This window comes from Pyxidicoccus xibeiensis (assembly GCF_024198175.1).
Taxonomy (GTDB): Bacteria; Myxococcota; Myxococcia; order Myxococcales; family Myxococcaceae; genus Myxococcus; species Myxococcus xibeiensis.
Genome location: NZ_JAJVKV010000008.1, coordinates 163,632 through 184,320, shown reverse-complemented (window position 1 = coordinate 184,320; position 20,689 = coordinate 163,632). Strand labels below are relative to the sequence as shown.

Sequence of the window (20,689 nt, the reverse complement as noted above, 5' to 3'; positions counted from 1 at the left end):
AGTCGAAGCAGGCGGCCCGATTGCGACCCACCGGATATCTCAACAATCCGGTGCGGTACAGACCGATGCCCCCTCAGGCGCCGTAGCCAAGGAGCCGGAGGGTAGAAGCGCGCTACGCCGGCACCGTCGTGCGCTGGCCCGAGGCGTCAGCACGGCGCATCGGCTGGGCCTTTCCATACGTCAGCGACCGCCACACCCACTCCGCGGGGCCGAAGCGGAACCTCGACAGCCACAGGTGGCTCCACACCACCTGGACGGCGAAGACGGCCAGGCAGTACACGACGCACATCGCCGGGCCGAGCTTCGTGATGAAGCCCAGGCCGTACCCGTAGAAGAACAGCACGCTGATGATGGACTGTGACAGGTAGTTCGTCAGCGCCATGCGCCCCACCGGCGCGAGCAGGCCCAGCACCCGCTGCCAGGTGGCTCGCTGGAAGAGCAAGGTGAGGCCGGCCACGTAGACGGCCGCGAAGCCCAGCTCACCCAGGTGCCGCAGCGGCGCCGTGACGAAGGGCACCCACGTCGGCAGCGTCTCCGGGGTGAAGACCTTCTTCAGCATGAGTTGCTGCACCACCAGGCCGCTGCCGCTGCCAATCACCCCGGCCACGAGCCCCCACCCGAGGAGCCGGCGGAACAGCCGCAGGTGCTGGGGCACGTCGTGAAAGATGCGGCGCCGCCCCGCCAGCAGGCCCAGCAGGAACCGGCCAAACGTCGAGAACGTGATGGCGACGAGCAGGGGCAGGTAGTCGCGGAAGAAGAAGTTGGCGGTCGCCTTCGTCGCGTCCAGCCAGCTCCCACTCATGTAGGCCGCCAGCGTCTGCGCCCTGATGGCCGCGGATTTCTCGCCGGCCGCCTTGGCGATGGCTGCGCCGGCCTCCGGCGTGTCCGCCATCAGCTGTGGGAACTTCAGGATGACCACGCCGACGATGCCCCACCCCACGGCGAGCAGCAGGGCGCTGATGAGCAGCGTCCGGTCCGAGCGCCCCCGGAACAGGAGCAGGCCGAAGCCCAGCGCCGCGTACGTGCTGAGGATGTCGCCGTACCAGATGAGGAACAGGTGGGCGAGCCCCATCACCAGCATCACCCCCAGCCGCCGGACATAGAGCGGCGTGATGGTGGCTCCTCGCGCCTCGGCGCGGCCCATCTGCACCGCGAAGCCCAGGCCGAAGAGGAAGGAGAAGATGGTGATGAACTTCCCGGCCACCAGTACCGAGAACGCCTGCCAGGTGATGGTGTCGGCGAGCGACGCGTTGCTCATCGCCGCGAGGACCTGCTCTCGCGGCAGGAACACCCTGCCGCTGAACCACACCATCACATTGGAGATGAACACGCCGCACAGGGCGAAGCCGCGCAGCGTGTCGAGGAGCGCCAGTCGCTCGCCGGAATCCACGGGACGGGGCTCGGCGCTGGGGGCAGAGCTCTCGGAAGGGGCTGGGGTCATGCTCGGAAAAAGTGTGGGCAACGTGAGCCCGCCTGGCCATATTCCCCGCGAGCGTGCATCACGCGAGCGGCGCTGCCCGCGTCCCAGATACGGGCGCCATTCCCGCTGCGCGTCCCATCGCCGGACACACTTCCCGCCCCTCCTCCAGCATCTGGATGGCGCGGTGGTTCTCCCCCAGGAACGCCGGGAGCGCAGGTGCCCACACGATTCGTCAGGGGCGCAGCGTGCGCTTCAGTGCTACTCCATGCTGCCATGTCCGGCGACTCACCCATCCCCGCCCCCGGCGGCGTGCCCACCCTGCACTTCCCCCCCGAGCTCCCCATCTCGAGCCGGGTGGAGGACATCACCGCGGCCATCACCGCCCATCAGGTGGTCATCGTCGCGGGGGCCACCGGCTCGGGAAAGACGACGCAGCTGCCGAAGGTCCTGCTCGCCATGGGGCGCGGCCGCCCGCGCCAGATTGCCGTCACCCAGCCCCGGCGTATCGCCGCGACGAGCGTGGCAGCGCGCGTAGCGCGCGAGGTCGGCACGGAGCTGGGCACGGACATCGGCTACCAGATTCGCTTCGAGGACCGCTCGTCCCGGCAGACGGCCGTGAAGTTCATGACCGACGGAGTCCTCCTCGCGCAGATTCACAGCGACCCGCTCCTGAAGCGCTACGACACCATCGTGCTCGACGAGGCCCACGAGCGCAGCCTCACCATCGACTTCCTGCTGGGGTGGCTCAAGCGCCTCCTCCCCAGGCGCCCCGACCTCAAGGTGGTGGTGAGCTCGGCCACCATCGAGACCGAGCGCTTCTCGCAGTTCTTCGGGGGGGCTCCGGTCATCCAGGTGGAGGGCCGTACCTTTCCGGTGGACGTGCTCTACGAGCCGCCCCCCGAGGACGACGAGCTCGCTGACTCCGTCGCCGATGCGGTGGCGAACGTGCTCTCGCTCGACCCGAACGGGGACGTCCTCGTGTTCCTCCCCGGGGAGCGGGAAATCCGCGAGGCCGAGAGTGCCCTGAACGCGCGCGAGCTCCGCGGCACGGTGGTTCAGCCCCTGTATTCGCGCCTGTCGGCCGCCGAGCAGTCGCGCGTCTTCGCCACCATCCCCCAGCGCCGGGTCATCCTCGCCACCAACGTCGCGGAGACGTCAATCACCATTCCGGGAATCGTCTACGTCGTGGACACGGGGGTGGCGCGCCTGTCGCGCTACGACCCACGCTCGGGCACCACGCGCCTGCACATCGAGCCGGTCTCCCAGGCCAGCGCCGACCAGCGCAAGGGGCGCTGCGGACGCGTGCGCGAGGGCATCTGCGTGCGCCTCTACGACGAGGTGGGCTTCACCACGCGGCCCGCCTTCACCGACCCGGAAATCAAGCGCACCGGGCTCGCGGGGGTCATCCTGCGGATGAAGTCCCTCGGCCTCGGTGACGTCGAGGACTTCCCCTTCCTCGACCCGCCCCAGCCGAGGGCCATCGCCGAGGGATGGCGGGTGCTCGAGGAGCTCGGGGCCATCGAGGGCAAGGAGCGCACCTTGACGCCGCTCGGGCACCAGCTCGCGCGCTTCCCGGTGGACCCGCGCATCGCGCGGATGATTCTCGCTGGCGCCGAGTACGGGTGCCTGGACGAGGTGCTCATCGTCGCCGCGGCGCTCAACCTGCAGGACCCGCGCGAGCGGCCACGGGAGCTCGCGCAGAAGGCGGACGAGCTGCACCGGCGCTTCCGGGACGAGCACTCGGACTTCACGGGGCTGCTCAAGCTGTGGGCGTTCGTGCGCGAGGCCGAGGGCCGGGGGACATCCCATCTGCGGCGCGTGTGCCGGGACAACTTCCTGTCCTTCCTGCGGGTGCGCGAGTGGCGGGACGTCCAGCGCCAGCTCGAGGAGACCGTCCGCGAGCTGCGCCTGCCGCGCAAGGGCCAGGGCGCCCCGGCGCGCGGGGACGTCCTGCACCAGGCGCTCCTCACCGGGCTCCTGTCCCGCATCGGCCAGTGGAATCCGGAGCAGCGCCACTATACGGGCGCGAAGCAGACGCGCTTCATGGTCCACCCCTCGTCGGCGCTCGGGAAGAAGCCCCCTGCCTGGGTGATGGCGTTCGAGCTCGTGGAGACGTCCCAGCTGTTCGCGCGCACCGTGGCGAAGCTCGACCCGGAGTGGCTCGCGGAGGCGGCTCCCCACCTGCTCAAGCGCAGCTACTCCGAACCGCACTGGTCGGAGAAGTCCGCGCGCGCCGTGGTGAAGGAGAACGCGACCCTCTTCGGGCTTCAGGTCTTCAAGGAGCGCCCCGTGTCCCTGGCCAGCCTGGACCCCGCCCGGGCACGGCTGATGTTCCTCGAGCATGCCCTGGTGCGCGGCGAGTACCGCACCCGGGGGGCGTTCCAGGAGAAGAACCTCCAGGTGCTCGAGCGCGTGGAGCGCCTGCGGGACAAGGCCCGGCGCAGCGCGCTGCTCGACAGCGAGGCGCTGCTGACGTTCTTCGACGAGCGCCTCCCGGCGGACGTGACGGACGGAGCGAGCTTCGAGGCCTGGCGCCGCAAGGCCGAGGCGGCCGACCCCGACGTGCTCGTCCTCTCGATGGAGGATGCCCTCTCGCACGACCCGGGCCTGTCCCCGGCGCACTACCCTGACGCCATCCCCCTGCACGGCGCGTCCGTGCCGGTGACGTACACCTTCGACCCCTCGGCCGAGGACGACGGCATCACCCTGAGCGTGCCGCTGCTGCTGCTCGCCCAGCTGGTCCCGGGTGAGCTCGACTGGACCATCCCCGGGTGGCTGCGGGAGAAGCTCACCGCCCTGCTCGAGCAGCTCCCCCGCGCCCAGCGCAAGCAGCTGGGGCCCTTGCCGGACCTGGTCGACCGTCTCGAGAAGGAGCTGGTGCCCTTCCGCGGGCCGATGATTCCAGCGCTCGCGCGTGCGGTGTCCCGGCTGTGCGGCGTGGACGTGCCCGAGGAGTCCCTCCGGGCGGATGCCGTGCCGCCGTACCTGCGCATCACACTCCGGGTGCTCGACGAGCGGGGAAAGGAGCTCGCGCGGAGCCGCGACGCCGACGCACTGCTCGAGCAGCACGGGGGACGTGCACGAGCGGCGCTGCGCAGCGCGGCACCGACTTCGGACTGGGAGCGCAAGGGGCTGACGGCCTGGACCTTCGGCGAGCTGCCCGCCGTGGTCACCCGGCGGGTCGGCGCGCTCGAGGTCCGCAGCTACCCCGCGCTCGTCGACCGGGGCGCTACCGTGGACCTGGTACTGCTCGAGACCTCCGCCGCCGCCGACGCGGCCACGCGCACGGGAGTCCGCCGGCTCCTGATGCTCGCCGCGCGCGGACATGTGGCCGTCAGCGCCGCGCGCATGCCGCTGCCCTTCCCGTCCCTGGACGGCGCGCCACCCGCGCGGGGCCAGGCCGACGCCTTCCGGGCGCTCGTCCTCGCACGCGGCGTCGACGAGGCGTTCAAGCTCGCACCGGGTGCGCCGCTGCCCCGCACGAAGGCGGCCTTCGAGGCGCTGGTCCATGAGGGCTCACCGCGCATCGAGAGCTCGGCCCGGGACTGGGCGAACGCCGTCGTGGTCACCTCCGCGGAGCTCGCTGCGACGCTCGCGGCACTCAAGGCGGCATCCAAGGGGCCGAGCGGCTCGGCGGCCGTGCGTGAAATCCGCTCGCAGCTCGGGCACCTGTTCCCCGCGAACCTCATCGAGTGGATTCCCTTCGCGCGCCTGCTGAACTACCCACGCTACCTCCGCGCGGCCCAGGCACGGCTGTCGCGTGCGGTGGTGAACCCCAGCAAGGACGCCGGGAAGGCCGCGCCCTTCACCCCCCTGTGGGAGTCCTTCCTCGCCAGGCGCGCCACCGTGCGTGACCAGGAGGCGGCGCAGGAGCTGAGGTGGGCCTTCGAGGAGCTCCGCGTGGCCATCTTTGCCCCAGAGGTGACGACACCCGTGTCGGTGACGGTGGCGAAGGTCGGCGCGGCCCTGGCGGCGCTGCGCTAGCAGCGAGTGGCGGTGCGGCTGCGGCGAGAGCAAGGCGTGACGGTGCCGAGCTCGTCTCCGAGGACTGCGCGGCACCGACACCCGCTCGCCGCGGTCTTCAGAGTGACTGAAGGAACTTGAGCAGCGCCGCACGGTCCGTGCTGGACATGGTGCGGAACGCCTCCTTCGAGCCCTCGGCCTCGCCGCCATGCCAGAGGATGGCCTCGCTCAAGCTGCGGGCGCGGCCATCGTGCAGATAGGCCTCGCCTCCGCTCACGCCGGCGGTGAGCCCGATGCTCCACAGTGGCGGCGTACGCCACTCGGCTCCCGACGCGGTCCACTCGGACAGGTTGTCGGCCAGGCCGGGTCCCAGGTCGTGCAGCAGCAGGTCGGTGTACGGGTGGATGGTCTGCCCCCGCAGCTCGGCGAGCGGGTGATGGGGGCTCGTGGTCATCGTCGGTGCGTGGCACTGCGCGCAGCCCGCCGAGGTGAACAGCGTCTCGCCCTGCAAGGCCTCCGGGTCGGTGAGGTCCCGGCGCGCGGCGACACCGAGCGTCGCGATGTAGCGGTACAGCAGCGCCAGGTCGGCGTCGGACAGCTCGGTGCTCGGTCCCGGCGCCGACTGTGACGCGCCACGGTCGACGTTCGGGAAGATCGACGTCGTGACTCCCATGTCGTTGACCAGCGCGCTCGCGAGCTGATGGGTCACTCGCGCCTGCCCCGCCTTGTAGCCGAGCCGGCCGAGGCGCTGAGCGCCGGTCTGCGGGTCGATCACCACCTGCATGCGCCCAGAGATGCCGTCGCCGTTCACGTCGTTGGGATCGGCGAGCGCGGCCACCGCGTCTTCGCGCACCGCCTCGAGCAACCCGAGCCCGACCAGCTGCGGCGCCAGCCGCACCGAGTAGAACGAGGGCACCACGCCGGTGAACGTGTAGCTCGGCTTCCGCAATGAATAGGGCGTGCCGTCGCCGTAGGTGCCGTTCGTGGTGGTGTAGCCGCTGAGGTAGGCGCTGCCCTCGGCCACGCCCGAGGTGACCTGCGGCTGCAGGTAGCGGCCGAGGTTCGGGTGCGAGGCCCCGGTCGCGTCACCGCCGACCCGAACGACGGACTCGAGCATCGGGGCACCGACGTCGGGCGGGAGCGCCCGGCCGTTGTTCGCGTGACAGGCCACGCAGCTTCGCGCGACGAAGGCAGGGCCGAGCTTGCCGGCCTGCGCGGTGAAGCTCGGGTTGCCGGGCTCTTCGTGCGAGCCGTCGCCGAAGTCGGTGTGGTGCAGGCGGCGGCCGAGCATGAACGGCTGCACGCTGTTCTCCGACATGTGTCCGGCGATCTGCTTGAACCGGTGCAGGGGCTCGTTGGAGTACTGGTACGGCAGCGTGGCGCGGCCGCCCATCCACGCCGACTGCGGCAGGGGAAACGAGTCTTGTGCGCCCGAAGGCAGCACCGGCCCCTGGCCGTACCAGGGCACGAGGCCGCCCGAGCCAATGACGTACAGCACCGTGGTGCCGTAGTAGTTCGCGCGGCCATTGGTCGGAGCCTGGAGGAACTGGCTGACTTCGATCTCGATGCGATCCCCGATCCGCAGCGGCCGGTTCTCCTTGGGGTTGTGGCTGATGGTGGCGCGGTAGTGCAGCGGGTCGAGCCGGGTCGCGCTCAGGTTCCAGAAGTACTCGGCCTTGGTGGTGATGCCGCGGAAGATGGCCCGGAACTCCGGCGCCTCGAGCGGCCATTCGGGGTTGATGTTGAACTCGATTTCAGTTCCGCCCTTCGCGACCTTGTCGACGATCTCGATCTTCGCGGTGCGCTGCTCCCAGTAGAACGTGAGGTAGTGGTCGTAGATGTGGAACTCCGCTTCGCGGGCGTGGCGGTCGCGCGCCCGGTCCCCGAACCGGGTGATCAAGGCGGTCGGCGTGTCCTCGACCATCGCCGGCTCGAGCACGGTGGTGGCGTCGAACAACGGCACCGGCCCGCTGCCCGCTGCCAGGGTCGTCGCCGTCACAGCCTCGCTGAAGGCGCTGGCGCCAGCGGCGTTGGTGGCCCGCACCGCGTAGGTGTGGGTCGAGCTGGTCGCCAGGCCGGAGTGCGCGTGGGGCGAGGTCACGCCGGTGACAGTCACTCCGTCACGCTGCAGGTCATACCCGGTCGCGCCCGGCACCGCGTTCCACGAGACGCTGAGCTGACTCTCGCTGCTGGCGGTCGCGACCAGGCCTGTGGGCACCGCCGGCACGGTAGGCGCGGCGTGCGTCGTCGCCGTCACGTTCGCGCTGAAGGCGCTGGCGCCAGCGGCGTTGGTGGCCCGCACCGCGTAGGTGTGGGCAGAGCCGGCCGCCAGGCCGGAGTGTACGTGGGGCGAGGTCACGCCGGTGACAGTCACTCCGTCACGCTGCAGGTCATACCCGGTCGCGCCCGGCACCGCGCTCCACGAGACGGTGAGCTGGCTCTCGCTGTCGGCGGTCGCGACCAGGCCTGCGGGCACGGCCGGGGTGCTCGGCACGGTGGCGCCATAGACTTCCAGCTCCCACAACGAGTAGCCACCCGAGGTGCCGCGTGCGGTGCCATGCATGCGTACGTAGCGGCCGGAGCCCGAGACGGCGTGCGTGGCGACTCCCCCGCTGCCGCCGGTGACCGTGACCACGTCGGTCCACGTGGTCAGGTCGTCCGAGAGCTGGATCTTGTAGTCCCTTCCGTAGGCCGTCTCCCAGCGCAAGACGACGGTGGAGATCGAGTAGCTCTGGAGCAGATCGACCCAGAGCCAGCCGGGGTCGGTGGGGGTGCTCTCCCAGCGAGTGCCGAGGTTTCCGTCGCACGCCTTGTTGGGCGTGTTGGTGGCGTTCTGGGCGTTGGACGCCGAGTACACCTTGCCGATAGCGAGGTTGGTTCCCAGCGGGTTGATGGTGAAGACCAGCGTCTTCGAGTCGGTGCCGGCGGCGTTGGTGGCGCTGATGACCACGCGGGTGGTGCCAGCGGCGGTGGGCGTGCCCGAGATCTCTCCCGAGGCAGGATTGACGCTGAGGCCGGGCGGCAGCCCCGTCGCGGCGTAGCTGCTGGGAGCGTTGCTGGCGGTGATGGAATAGCTCAGCGCCATCCCCACCGTTCCGCTCTGGGTGAGCGGGCTGGAGATCGACGGTGGGGCCGCGGCTTCGGCGATGATGAAGACCAGCGTCTTCGAACCGGTACCGGCGGCGTTGGTGGCGCTGATGGCCACACTGCTTGTGCCGGCGGAGGTGGGCGTGCCTGAGATCTCTCCCGAAGCAGGGTTGACGCCGAGGCCGGGTGGCAGCCCCGTCGCGGTGTAGCGACTGGGGGCGTTGCTGGCGGTGATGAAGTAGCTCAACGACGTGCCCACCGTTCCGCTGTGGGTGAGCGGGCTGGTGATGGACGGCGGGGCCCCGGCTTCAGCGATGGTGAAGACCAGCGTCTTCGAGTCGGTGCCGCTGCCGTTGGTGGCGCTGATCGTCGCGCGGGTGGTGCCCGCCCCGGCCGGCGCGCCCGAGATCAGCCCGCTCATCGGGTTCACGTTCAGCCCCGCCGGCAGGTTGCTCGCGTCGTAGGCCGTTGGCGAGTGCGTGGCGGTGATCTGGTAGCTCAACGTCACGCCCGCGGTACCCGCCTGGGTGAGCGCGCTGTCGATCACTGGCACTGGCGACACTGGCACTGGCGGCGGCCGCGGATCGGCTGGCTCGCACGCCAGGACCGCACACAGGACGAGGCAGAATCTGAAGAGTGGCGAGTGCATGTGAGCCCCTGCGCTACTGACGGAAGTACACGTTGTCGACGTTGAGAGTGCCCGGGGCGGTGGTGAGGAACTCGACGTGCAGCACCTCAGCGCCGGCCATGAGGATGAAGCCGCAGATACCGCGCACGGGTCGAAGCAACGTTCCCCTCAGCCGACCACTTTGTTCGTCGTCCGAACAAACCATCTTTGGTTCAGCGACGTAAAGGCGCAATGCGTCGTCCCCTCCTCAATGAGGGGCCGTGGGACTCTCGCCAACGAGGCACCGCGGACTTCGTGGCCGCCTGGACGCTACTTCGCATCCTCCTCCAGGAAGTGCGACGCCGCGATGGACGAGCCCCAGCAGCACTCGGGCTCCCCCTCGGCGCCGCTCTGGAGCGTCGTGTGGAGCGGAGCACCCGCCTTCACGCCCTCGAAGTAGAAGACGTTGTCTGGAAGGATGACGAGCGCGCGGTCTCTCTTGCGCGTGTGCAGGGTCAGTCGCTGGAGCTTGGGATCCGCCAGATTCGCGGCATCCTTCGTGAAGAACGACTCACGTCGGGGCGGCGAGCGCTGGTCCTCCGGAATGCAGCCCCCCCTCCTCCGTCGACACCTCCACCTCCCGGACGCGGCATTCGCCCCCCTTCGTGGACAGGTGGAACACGACCTTCACGCTCGTGAAGTAGCAGTCCGGGGTGCCGCAGTCCGCGCCGTGCGCATCCGTCACCACCGACAGTCGCACCTGTCCCCCTGGCAGAGTGTCCACCATGCCCTTCTTGGCGTAGCGCTTGAACAGGGGCACCTGTGCGCACGCGGAGGCGACGGCAGCCGTGGGCCTCGGCTCCTGGGCCGGCTTCGGGTCCGCCCCCACCACGCTGGCAAAGAGGAGCACGGAGGCTGCGAGGGTGTGGTTCAGGTCCATGCCCCGAGCAACAGCAAGCCTCGCGCCAGCGTCAGTGAGGCTCTCCACCCACAGTCCGCCGCGAGGGTCGGTTCCGCACGAGCGGCCCACTCCGGCGGTCCGGGCACGGCGACCGCCCACGGCACCGCGCTCACCGCCGGCGCAGCGTCACCGGCACCAGGACGCGTGTGGCGCCGGGCAGGCTGATGGCGCGAGCGCGCGGTGGAACGTGCTTGCTCGACCTCGGTAGCGTGCGCGAGAGCGCCGCGTTCCCGCGCACCTGCAATGACGGGTGAAAGCGACCTTCGATCATCTGAACCACCAGGGTGGCCTTACCGTCGCCGATCTCGATCGACTCGGCGCTGTCGAGCAACGATACGAGCTCCGGCAGCAGCAAGCTCACACTGTACGTCGCCTCGAGCACCTCGTCGGAGCCCTCCGTGGCGAGCTCGAAGTCGGAGTCCTGGGCGAGCACCTCGTAATCCGCGAGCACACGCTTCCGGCGCACCTCGGGCGTGCCGAACTCCACCCTCCACTGCTTGGAGCGCGCCTCACGCGCGCCAACGTACGACTTCCCACCACGGATTCCCTGCCGGATCACCCGCCGTGTCATCAGGGTCCACGCGCGTGACCGATCCGCCAGCGTTGTCGGCTGATGGAGCTCGTATGCGAGCGGCGCGAAGAGCAACGTGACAAAGCCCAGCGACACGAGCGTGTCCGAGGCCGCATGCGGGGCGCGATACTCCGCGACGTCGGTGTGAGCGATGAGCCGAATACCTTTGCGATCGCGTAGCTCGAAGAACACCGCGACCGGCTGAACCTTTGCGAGGAGCTCGAAGTCGTAGGCATCCGCCGCGGCGGAACCCAGCCGCTCGGCCTTGATCCCCACAGCCATCGCGGCCTCGACAGCCTTGCACTCGACTTCCTCGGCCAGACACTCGATCTGCGTTCTCAGCCGTACCGGTGCTGCAACGGCATCGCTGGCCAGCAGTGCCCCGAGGATCAGAAGGGTCATGCGCATAGAGCAGACAGTAGCGCGGCGAACCCGCCATACCTGCGACGATTTTTCAGCCGATGCGACCCACCTGGATGACAGAACGCCGCGTCCACCTTTGACGTCACCAGCGCCCGAGGGTGCCGACGAGGTTGCCCGTCTCGGCGTCGAACACGTCCAGCCATGCCCAGTGCGGCACGTAGACACGGCCGCCGTGGACCCAGAGGGCGGACGGGCCGGTGGCCTCCTTGGAGCGGGGAATGGGCACGTCCCAGCGGATGGCGCCGGTGCGCGCGTCCCGCCGGATGAGGTGGAAGCCGCCCGGCTGCTCCAGCTCATAGGCGATGAACACGGCGTCTCCGGACAGCTCGGCGACGCCGGGCGCAGTGTCCCTCATGTGGGTGGGATCCATGTCGGCGACGCCGCCGTGCCACAGGGGCTTCCTGTTCCCTTTCTGGAACACCGCCACCACAGGACCCACGGGGACACGGGCTTTGCCCGGGGGGCCGTGGGCGGGGGGAGCGACGAGCGTGCCTGCGTGGGCCCGAGATCGAAGGCGATGCCGCAGTAGCCGCAGGTGTAGTGCGTCTGCCCGGCCTGGAGCTTGAAGGGAGCGTTGCAGTCGGGGCAGCGGGAGGTTCGGGGTCCAGTGCGGGCCATGGCTCAGGGTCTATCATCCGGACGACATGGACTGGTCGGCGGAAACCCCCACCCCACGGCCGGCGGGCTTCAGCACCCCGTCGCCCTGGCCAGCTCGGCGCTGGCAGGGCGCACCCTGGGAGTGGCGTGACGCTCCGGTGCTTCGCCGAGACGTCGCGCACGGGCCTACGGCGAGGGAAGGATGCCGAGCTGGAACGTGCCGCACTCGGTGTCGTAGCCGTCCACGGTGATGAGCAGGGTCTGCCCGGCGGACACGCTCACCGTCACGGAGGACTGGAGCGTCTCGCCCGTGTCGTCGTTGCACGCGAGCGAGGCGCCGGAGACCGGGTCCGACACCTCGAGGCTCGTGTCGTAGCCGGACCCCTCCGTGGTGAACACGAAGGTCCCCGAGACGGGTGCGGTCCAGGAGAACGAGGCATCCTGCGCCAGCGCGTTCTGGGTGCAGGTGGGCGTCACCTGGCTCAGCGCGGTGCAGGTGGAGCCCTGGACCACGGCGGCGCCCGAGGCCGAGCCCAGGTCCGCGGGGAAGGCCACGAACCGTGGCTCGCGGCCATTCACCGTATCGCCGGCCATGAAGAAGAGCCGGTCGCCGACGCGGGCCATCGAGTTGGGGTCGGAGGAGCCGGGACCGGGGACGAGGTCGACGCGCCGGAAGGTCCCCGCCACGGTCCCATCGGTCTGCCACAGCTCCGCGCCGCCCGCCGCGTCCACCCCGGGGAAGAGCGCCACCCCGCGGTCCTCCACGCCCAGGAACTGGGCGAAGTCTCCCTCCGTGAGGCTCAAGCCGGTGCCCGGCCCCGGCGTCAGGTCCACCAGCAGGCCCGTTCCCGCCTCCGTGCCGTTCGTGCGCCACAGCTCCCAACCGTGGAGCACGTCATTCGCCGCGAAGACCAGCTGCCCGCCCACGCGCGTCAGGGAGTGCGGCGCACCGCTCCCGGGGCCGGGCAGGATGTCCTTGACGAGGACCGTCCCGGCCGCCGTGCCATTGCTCCGCCACAGCTCGTAGCCATGCAGGCCGTCGTCCGCGAGGAAGTAGAGCGAGTCCTGCCAGGCTGCTGGATAGAACTCCTCCAGGCTGTCGAACCCGGTCTTGACGGGGACCGTGCCGCTCGCCGTCCCGTCGCTCTTCCAGAGCTGCACCACGCCGTAGCCATCGCCGGTGCCGAAGTACAAGGCGCCATTCACCGGCGTGAGGTCGTGGAGGTAGGACCAGGCGCCCCCCAGCGGAACCTTCACCAGACTCGTCCCGCCCGGAGTTCCATCGCTCTTCCACAGGCCGGCCTCCTGCACGTCCGCGGAGGTCGAGAAGTAGAGCGCGCCTCCCATCACGGCGAGCTCGTTGACGCCGCCGGTGGAGCCTTGCGCCATGACGAGGACGGTCCCCGCGCCGGTCCCATCGCTGCGCCACAGCGACGTGCCGTTGACGGCGTCGTAGGCGGTGAAGAACAGGGTTCCATCCAGCTCGGCGAACGAGTCGATGTAGGAGCCGTCCGGCCCCGGGTTGATGTCGCGCACGAGGGCGGTCCCGAACGCGGTGCCGTCACTCTTCCAGAGCTCGACACCATGCACTCCGTCGTCCGCCCTGAAGAACAGGGTCCCTCCCACGCCGAGCGCTCCCGACCAGGAGGCTGTCGGGGACTCGTCCCCCAACTGCGCGTAGGTCCTGAGCAGGAAGCTGCCCGCCGCGGTCCCATCGCTCCTCCAGAGCGACTCGCCGGGGGTGCCATCGGTGGCGATGAAGTAGACGCTGTCGCCCACGACGGCGAGCGGCTGCGTGCGGGCCTGGGAGCTCCGGGTGCCCGCCCACAGGCCCGTCAGCTCCCGCGTCGTCTTGGCCGTGCCGGTGGTCCTCCAGGTGAGCTGCGGAAAGTGGTCCTCGGGGGCCTCCGGCACGGTGAAGAACAGCGCACTGCCCACGGGCGTCAGGAGGTGGGGCTTGATGAACCAGGGCATCTCCGCCTCGGCCCAGCTCTTGAGGGTCACGGTTCCAGCGGCGGTGCCATCGGTGCGACACAGCCCGCGCGTGCCCGCGGAGGTCGAGGCGGTGAAGTAGACGCCGCCGTTCCAGGAGAAGAACTCCTGGGGCTCCGAGCCCGCCGTGCCCGAGACCAGCTCCTTCACCAGGCGCGTGGTCGCGAGCGTGCCCTGGCTCGTCCACGGCTCGCTGCCGGAGGTGGCCTCCGTCGCGGAGAAGTAGAGCGCCGTGCCGTGCGCGGCGAGGCCTCTCAGGCCCCCGTCGAAGCTTCGAATCAGGGTCGTCGTCGTGCCGTCGCTCTTCCACAGCGCGCCTCCGGACGCGAAGAAGAGCGTGCCGTTGACGGCCACCAGCTCGGAGATGCGGGAGGCCTGCGTGGACACGACGACAGTCCCCGAGGCAGTCCCATCGCTCTTCCACAGCGCCTTGTCCGCGGCGAAATAGAGCGTGCTCCCCAGGGGGGTGAGGAGCTCCAGCGCGTAGGAGCTCGGCCTGGAGGGGAAGGTCGCGAGGCGCACGGCGCCCCCCATGTCCAGCTTCCACAGCTCCGGCCTGTACGTGGCGTCCTTCGCGGTGAAGAACACGGTGTTGCCCACGGCAAGCAGCTTGAGGTCCCCGGGAGGTCCCAGGGACTGGACGAACACGGTGCCAGCCTCGGTGCCATCACTCTTCCAGAGCTGCGGTCCGTGATTCTGGTCATAGAGGAAGAACACCGTTCCGCCGGCCTGGGCCATGGCCGCGATCTGGTCCGAGTCGTCGACCCTGGGCAGGCGCTTCACCAGGACCGTTCCGGCGGAGGTGCCGTCGGTCTTCCAGAGGGCCTCCGTGCCGAGGTTTCCCCAGCCCTCCTCGCTGCGGGCCGCGAAGAAGACCGCGCCCTGGGCCTTCGTCAGGAACCGGGGCTTCGAGCTGGCGAGCCCCGGCGAGAGGTCCTTGACGAGCGACGTGCCCGCCTCGGTGCCATCGCTGCGCCACAGCTCGGAGCCACGCAGCTCGTCGCTCGCCGCGAAGAGCGTCACGGTGCTCGTGAGCGGCACGGACGCGGGCTCGAGGTTGGGAAACCGCACCGGACGGGTGTTGATGTCCCGAACCCCCGGGGTGCCCAGGTTCAGCTCCGTCCGCGCGGCACGAGGCGCCACCTCTGCGCCGGCCCCCTCTTCCGCGATGTCACCACAGCCCACGAGTACCGCGAATGTCCATGCCAGCAGTGCCCGGACCCGGCGTGTCGTTCTCAAGGGAAACGCTCCTGTCGAAGTAGAAACGGCGCACTCTACTCCTTCAGCGGCGTCCCCTTCCTCTCCGCTTCGCGCCACCCTCGCGTACCGGGCCAGCCCAGGTGGACTTCACCGTGAGCTCGACGCGCTCCCAGCTTCCAGGGAGGGCTGGACCCGGCTCGCGTGGAGGGGTCCTACGCCCGCGAGCCACGGCGCCGCAGTGCAATGGGCAGCAGCAAGCCCACGAGCACCGCAGCGAGCCCCGGCACCGCGCCGCAGCCTCCGCCGCCGTCCCGGTCCTCGTCGCTGGGACTGGGGCTGGGGCCCGCGTCCACATCGCCTCCGGTGGTCCCGGCGTCACTCCCCGTCCCCGTGCCCGCGTCCACCGGCGTGCCCGCATCGTCGGGGCCGCTCGTGCCGGCATCCGTGGGGCCGCCAGTGCCGGCGTCGCTGCAATCTCCCAGCGAGTGCTCCAGCGCCCCGAGGCTGTAGGCCGACCCCGTCGGCCGGGGCCGCCCGCAGTAGTCCCCCGTCACCGAGGCCCGCGCGGCGGCCGCGCCGATGAGCTGCGAGACGCTGCCCTTGATGCGCAGGTCGCCCGCCAGCGGCGCCTGGTACCACGTGGACCACGTCGCCGACGTCACCTCCACGAGATTCGTGCCCGCGGTGAAGCTCCCGGAGTCACGGCGGCGAATCACCGACGACAGCACGTTGCCATGCGCCTCGCCGGTGCTGGAGGCGTAGCGGAAGTCCACGCCCGTGGTGGCGATGAGGGTGTTGAACAGCACCTGCGTCCTCGTGGCCTTGTTCAGGTAGATGGCCACGTCCGAGCAGTTGATGATGACGTTGTTGCGCAGGACGCCATCCGAGTGCTCCGGATCACACGGCACGTTCGCGTCGAACGCCGGCGCGCAGAACGCGTTGCCCGTGCCGCCGCCGCCGAAGGACAGGCCGATGCGCGTGTCGCCCGCCGGCGCGTCCTTCGTGCAGATGACGAGGTTGCGCTCGAAGAGGCCCCGGCGGCCGCCGCTCTTCATGAAGGCGCCGTAGGAGATGCCGCCCGCCTTGGCGAAGTCATGCAGGTAGTTGTCACGCACCACCCAGTCGTCACCGGAGTCGATGTTGAGCTTCGTCACCGGGTTGCCCGTGTTCCGGGCGCGCGTGTCGTAGACCTCGTTGTGCTCGATGAGGCCGCGGTGCGGCTGCTCGTAGACGCCACTGGTGTTCCGGACCGCATTCGACTTGAGCTGCGCGTTGAAGTTCCGGACCCGGCTGTTGCGGAGGGTGAAGTTCTCCGCGTGCCCGGTGACGTGGAAGGCGTGCTCGCAGGTGCTGTCCTGCGCGCACACACCCTCGATGTCCAGGCCATCGAAGGTCCAGTAGCGCCCGGAGACCTTGAAGCCCTCCGTCGCGTTGAACCGGATGCGCGCCGCATGCCGGTTTGCCGCCCGCACCACGATGGGCTGGGCCGCGGTGCCCTCCGCGGAACAGCTCAGGTTCTGGCTGACGTCGTACGTGCCGTCCGCGAGCACAATCTCGTCGCCGGCCTGTGCCGAGGCGAGCGCGGACTGGAGCTGGGATACCGTGGAGACGTTCTTCAGTGCCGCGAGACTGGTGCCGGACAGCAGCAACAGCACGGCCAGGGACAGGTGACGCATGGGGGGCTTTCCTCCGAGGGGGGACTCGGAGGCTAGCCAGCTACCCGGGGATTCCGAAACAATAACGGTCCATGGCGCGACGATGGGGACGCAGGGGGCCCCCTGGCCTTCATCTTGTGGAACACCCCATACTCGCAGTCATGCATCCGGTGCTCGCATGGGGGCTCGCCATGGCCCTGGGCTCCTCGGAGGGGCCCGCGTCCTCCCTCCCCAAGACCTTCGAGGAGCTGGTGGCGATGCCCGTCACCTTCGAGGGCCGGCCCATGGTGCCGCTCCCGCCCCGGGTGCCGCGCCGCGCGCTGCGCTTCGAGTCCGCGCACGAAAACCGGGGCCCCGCGAGCACCCTCCCCTGGGTGAACATCCCCGGGGACACGGACGGCGGCCGGCGCACCCCCTGGTCCGTGCTGCTGGGCGAGATGCTCTTCCATGCGCCGCGCGTGCTCGGGCCGCTGAGCGTGCGCATGGGCGTGTCCTGCCACTCGTGCCACCCGCATGGGGCCACCAACCCCATCATCTACACCGAGCACTCCTACATGGTGCCCGGCCGTGTCGACCTCACCGTCTCCTACTTCTCTCCCACGGGGGATGACGGCATCCTCAACGCGCGCGTCGTCCCCACGCTGCGCGGCATCCGCCACACCGCGCCCTACCCTCTGGATGGCCGCATCACCAGCCTGCGCGAGCAGGTGCGCAACGTCATCGTCGTCGAGTTCGCCGTGCCGGAGGTGCCGGACTACCTGCTGGACGCGCTCGTTGCCTACCTGAACCAGCTCGACCCGCTGCCCAACCCGAAGCTCGGCCCGCGCGGACGGCTCGCGCCCGGCGCCAGCGAGGCCGCCCTCCGGGGCGAGGCCGCCTTCCACCTCCCGCGCGCCTCGCTCGGCGGTGACGCGTGCGCCACGTGCCATCCTCCGGGCCAGGGCTTCACGGATGGCCGCGTGCACACGCTCGGCCCCCGGAACGACCGCTACGAGACTCCCACGCTCCTGGGGCTCGTCTCCACGCCGCCGTACCTCCACGACGCGCGGGCGCGGACCCTTCCGGAGGCCGTCGTGGAGGTCGACAAGCTGCTCGGCATCGGGCTCACCGCGGACGAGCGGAAGGACCTCGTCGCCTACCTGGAGGCCGTGGGGGACGAGAAGGACCCCTACGAGCCCGACCGGAGAGACCGGCGCGTGGCCCAGCCGCTCGCCTTCGTGGAGCTCCTGCTCGAAGGGCCCTACGCCGAGGACCCGCTCGTGTGGAGACTCACCCTGGAGACGGTGATGCGCGAGCTGGAGCAGGCCCTGCCGAAGGGCAAGGCGCTGAACAGCTTCCTCGTCCCGGCGCGCGCTGCCTTCACGCGAGCCCCGAACGACGCGGACCGCCGCCAGCTCGCGGCGGCCCGCCGGGCCCTGCTCTCCTCCGTCACCGCCGCCCCCAGGGCGCCCAAGACCGCCAGCTCCGGGGAACCCTGAGCGCTTCACGCGCCGCCAGCGGCCTCACGGAAGGCCGCGGGCGGCGCGCGGCTCGGCTCACTGGATGATGGTGACGATCTGCGTCTGGCAGGTGGTCGGGTCGATGAAGGAATTGACCGCGTCGACGGTGCAGCTGGCGCCGCCGTAGGTGCCGGAGAAGACCTGCGCCGCGCAGCTGCCGCCAACGTCGCTGACCTCCACCCGCCAGACGCACGTCTTCGCGCCGGCCGGATTCGCCGGGTCGACCGTCCAGTAGTACTGCTGGGCGATCAGCGGGGCGGGGGCGGGGGCGCTGACCTGGAACCCGCCGTAGTTGGCGGTGGGCACAGGGTAGGGATTGAACACGCCGTTGAGCGTCCCCGTCAGGACCTGGAGGCCCAGGGAGATGTTGAGGCCGGTCTGGTTGAGGACGAGCAGGTTCTCCAGGGCGGGGCCAATGGACTGCACCGCGGGCCCACGCCGCACCGGAACCTGGACCGCCTCCTCACGGAGGCTGACGTACTCGTCACGCTGGGAGAGGAGGTCGGGGAACCCGAACTCGACCTGCCCGGCGAACGCAATCGACGGCGTGAGGGACAGCAGCGAGACAGCCAGGAAACGCTTCACGTTCCTCGTCATGGACTTCTCCTGAGTTGATGGTGCGGAGTTGGCCGAAGCCAATGCCTTACTAACACCGCCCCCAATTGAATTACAAATCAAACCGCGCAATTCATGGATTTCCAATGCGCATGAACGATTGCAATCCAGACACGTTGCAATTCTGTTGAACGTCAGCCCAAGGGGTTTCCACGACGCCTTCCAAAGGCACACATCGGGCCACCCGAGGAACATGGACAGAGAGTGCGTGCTGGAGCCCTGGTTCCTGGAGGGTCTCCCCACGTGTGCCGTCCACTCTCGCCTTGCCACCCTTGCAAGGCTTCACAAGCAGGAAGGCGCGTGTGAGGAATTGCCGGAGCGCTGTTGGCAGGACTGTGGAGCCCCGCTGTTCCAGAGGGGGTCCTCCCTGGGGCCATGCACATTTTCCAAGACGCCAGCGGCGCGCGGGCCTCTACCCGTTGAGAGCCCCACCGAAGGGAGACATCCATGAGCTGGCGCCCCCTGGAGACCTGCCACCCGCTGACGCGTGCCCGCCTGGAGCTTGCTGGAGGTCCTCCAAGGGCGCCCCTGGGCCGCCTCGGTGGAGGCGCTCACCCCCGATTGGTGCCGCCCGGCGCAGCGTGGACCGGACCCTGGCGGGCCTGGCGGCCGACAAGCTGCTGTCGCTGTCACCCAAGGGCTGGCAGGTGCTGCACGACCCCGAGCGCCTGCGCTGGACTCGTGGATGGTGATGCGGTTGAGCTCCGGGGCGGTCTCCACGTTGTTGACGAAGGCGACGTGCTCGTGCTGCTCGGCAGGCGTGGAGACCTCCGGCTGCACGGGGACCTCCGCGGCGGCCTCCTGGGAGGGCTCGGCGCCGCCACAACCGGCAGCGGCCAGGGACAGGGTGAGAAGGGACAGCGGGAGCAGCTTCGTGGCGAAACGCAGCATGGGGACTACCTCCGTGGGGTGGATGGGGACCGCGGCCGTGTGGGCCCGCGGCGCCCGAACGCATCAGCGCTCACCCAATGGAGGCCCAGGGATGCGAGCTCGTCCCGACACGGCCACGAGCCCCCCGCACCGGCTGCGACATTTGGCGCTGAGGCGTTCCGGCGCGCCGACATCAATATTGACCTTCGCCCACACCGTCGAGCTCGGGGGCAACGCAAAGCCTCGCTCGCGTGAGCCACTTTGCGCGCCGCCTGCGCATGTGCAGGCGAGGGCAACTCAGTGTGCGTTCGAGCAGAGGGCTATTCCACATGTCGAAGAAGTCAGAGTCTCTGTGCCGATGTACGGGTACTGCGACCGCAGTCTGACTGCGCGCGCACGAGCAGGGGCGTACAAGGGTTGACGCGCCATTGAATCGGGCGCTCACCGCTTCCTTCGGGAAGCAGAACCAGGAAGTCCCTATGTTCACGGTACGGACGCAGTGGAAGGTCGGGCTGGCCGCGCTGCTCGCGGTGACGCTCGTTGCTGCTCCAGGCGCGGTCGTCGCGAAGGCCCCGCTCAACTCCATCGCCGAGGCGCGTCAGCAGCCCCTGGGCAGCACCGTGACGGTGGTGGGCGTGGCGACTTCATTCACCGGAGCCTTCTTCCCCAATGACAACGGCTTCGCCATCCAGGACGGGAAGGTCGGCATCTACATCCTCGACTCGCTCGACGCGGACATCCAGGTCGGCCAGGTGGTCCAGGTGACGGGCACGCTGACCAACTCCTTCGGGCAGGTGCTCAGCGTCGATCCGACCTCCATCGAGGTGCTGGGCGAGGCGAACGTGCCCCCACCCCACCCCGTGAAGACGGGCGAGGTGAGCGAGGAGACCGAGGGCCGCCTCGTCCGCATCAAGGGCACCATCGTCAGCGAAATCGAGGATGACGCCCCCTTCGGGTTCAAGTTCGCGGTGGATGATGGCACCGGCCCCACCTTCGTGTTCGTCAATACCGGCACGGGCATCGACGTGAGCGAACTGGAGCAGGGCCAGCGCGTCGTCATCCAGGGCTTCAGCGGAGAGTTCCTCGGCGAGTACGAAGTGGACCCCGTGTTCCAGGAGGACATCCGCATCCTCCCGTCCCCTTGAGCACTCCCGCGCGGGTGAAGACGAGGTTGACGACGGTGGACACCCGCATGCCGCCGAAGACCGCCGTGCCCAGGCTGTTGCGCG

Annotated in this window: 12 protein-coding genes; 3 read left to right on the top strand and 9 right to left on the bottom strand. The window is 69.8% G+C overall.

Features of this window, described 5'->3' with window-relative positions; genetic code table 11:
* Positions 1–112: 112 nt before the first annotated feature.
* Positions 113–1,441 carry a DUF418 domain-containing protein gene (locus LXT23_RS31900; protein WP_253984148.1) on the bottom strand — a complete coding sequence of 443 codons (1,329 nt, stop codon included), beginning with the start codon at positions 1,439–1,441 and terminating at the stop codon, positions 113–115.
* A gap of 252 nt (positions 1,442–1,693) precedes the next feature.
* Here LXT23_RS31900 and hrpA point away from each other — a divergent pair, with 252 nt between their 5' ends.
* A complete protein-coding gene (gene hrpA, locus LXT23_RS31895; RefSeq protein ID WP_253984147.1) occupies positions 1,694–5,404 on the top strand; it encodes an ATP-dependent RNA helicase HrpA in 3,711 nt (1,236 codons plus the stop codon).
* 97 nt (positions 5,405–5,501) lie between these two features.
* On the opposite strand, the gene LXT23_RS31890 is transcribed toward hrpA, so the two are convergent.
* From LXT23_RS31890 to LXT23_RS31865, 7 genes are all read right to left on the bottom strand, one after another.
* On the bottom strand, positions 5,502–9,023 hold the full coding sequence (locus LXT23_RS31890) for a di-heme oxidoredictase family protein (protein WP_253984146.1): 3,522 nt from the start codon (positions 9,021–9,023) through the stop codon (positions 5,502–5,504).
* 109 nt (positions 9,024–9,132) lie between these two features.
* The gene (locus LXT23_RS49805; protein ID WP_256561364.1) at positions 9,133–9,258 is read right to left on the bottom strand and encodes a hypothetical protein; all 126 of its coding nucleotides are present in this window, start codon (positions 9,256–9,258) and stop codon (positions 9,133–9,135) included.
* Between the two features lie 390 nt (positions 9,259–9,648).
* Positions 9,649–10,017, bottom strand: a complete 369-nt coding sequence (locus LXT23_RS31885) for a hypothetical protein (protein WP_253984145.1) — start codon at positions 10,015–10,017, stop codon at positions 9,649–9,651.
* Positions 10,018–10,147: 130 nt separating this feature from the next.
* Positions 10,148–11,011 (bottom strand): hypothetical protein, encoded by an 864-nt coding sequence (locus tag LXT23_RS31880; RefSeq protein ID WP_253984144.1) that lies wholly within the window; start codon positions 11,009–11,011, stop codon positions 10,148–10,150.
* Positions 11,012–11,114: 103 nt separating this feature from the next.
* A complete protein-coding gene (locus LXT23_RS31875) occupies positions 11,115–11,387 on the bottom strand; it encodes a hypothetical protein (protein ID WP_253984143.1) in 273 nt (90 codons plus the stop codon).
* Positions 11,388–11,815: 428 nt separating this feature from the next.
* Positions 11,816–14,860: an ELWxxDGT repeat protein gene (locus LXT23_RS31870; RefSeq protein WP_253984142.1), complete on the bottom strand. Its 3,045-nt coding sequence runs from the start codon at positions 14,858–14,860 to the stop codon at positions 11,816–11,818.
* 173 nt (positions 14,861–15,033) lie between these two features.
* The gene (locus tag LXT23_RS31865; protein WP_253984141.1) at positions 15,034–16,497 is read right to left on the bottom strand and encodes a chondroitinase-B domain-containing protein; all 1,464 of its coding nucleotides are present in this window, start codon (positions 16,495–16,497) and stop codon (positions 15,034–15,036) included.
* 170 nt (positions 16,498–16,667) lie between these two features.
* Between LXT23_RS31865 and LXT23_RS31860 the strand changes: the two genes are divergently transcribed.
* Complete coding sequence (locus LXT23_RS31860) at positions 16,668–17,954, top strand: hypothetical protein (RefSeq protein ID WP_253984140.1); 1,287 nt, start codon at positions 16,668–16,670, stop codon at positions 17,952–17,954.
* A gap of 57 nt (positions 17,955–18,011) precedes the next feature.
* Here the strand turns inward: LXT23_RS31860 and LXT23_RS31855 are convergent, their stop codons facing one another.
* Positions 18,012–18,572 (bottom strand): hypothetical protein, encoded by a 561-nt coding sequence (locus tag LXT23_RS31855; protein ID WP_253984139.1) that lies wholly within the window; start codon positions 18,570–18,572, stop codon positions 18,012–18,014.
* 1,367 nt (positions 18,573–19,939) lie between these two features.
* Here LXT23_RS31855 and LXT23_RS31850 point away from each other — a divergent pair.
* The gene (locus tag LXT23_RS31850) at positions 19,940–20,605 is read left to right on the top strand and encodes a single stranded DNA-binding domain-containing protein (RefSeq protein WP_253984138.1); all 666 of its coding nucleotides are present in this window, start codon (positions 19,940–19,942) and stop codon (positions 20,603–20,605) included.
* Positions 20,606–20,689: the final 84 nt, after the last annotated feature.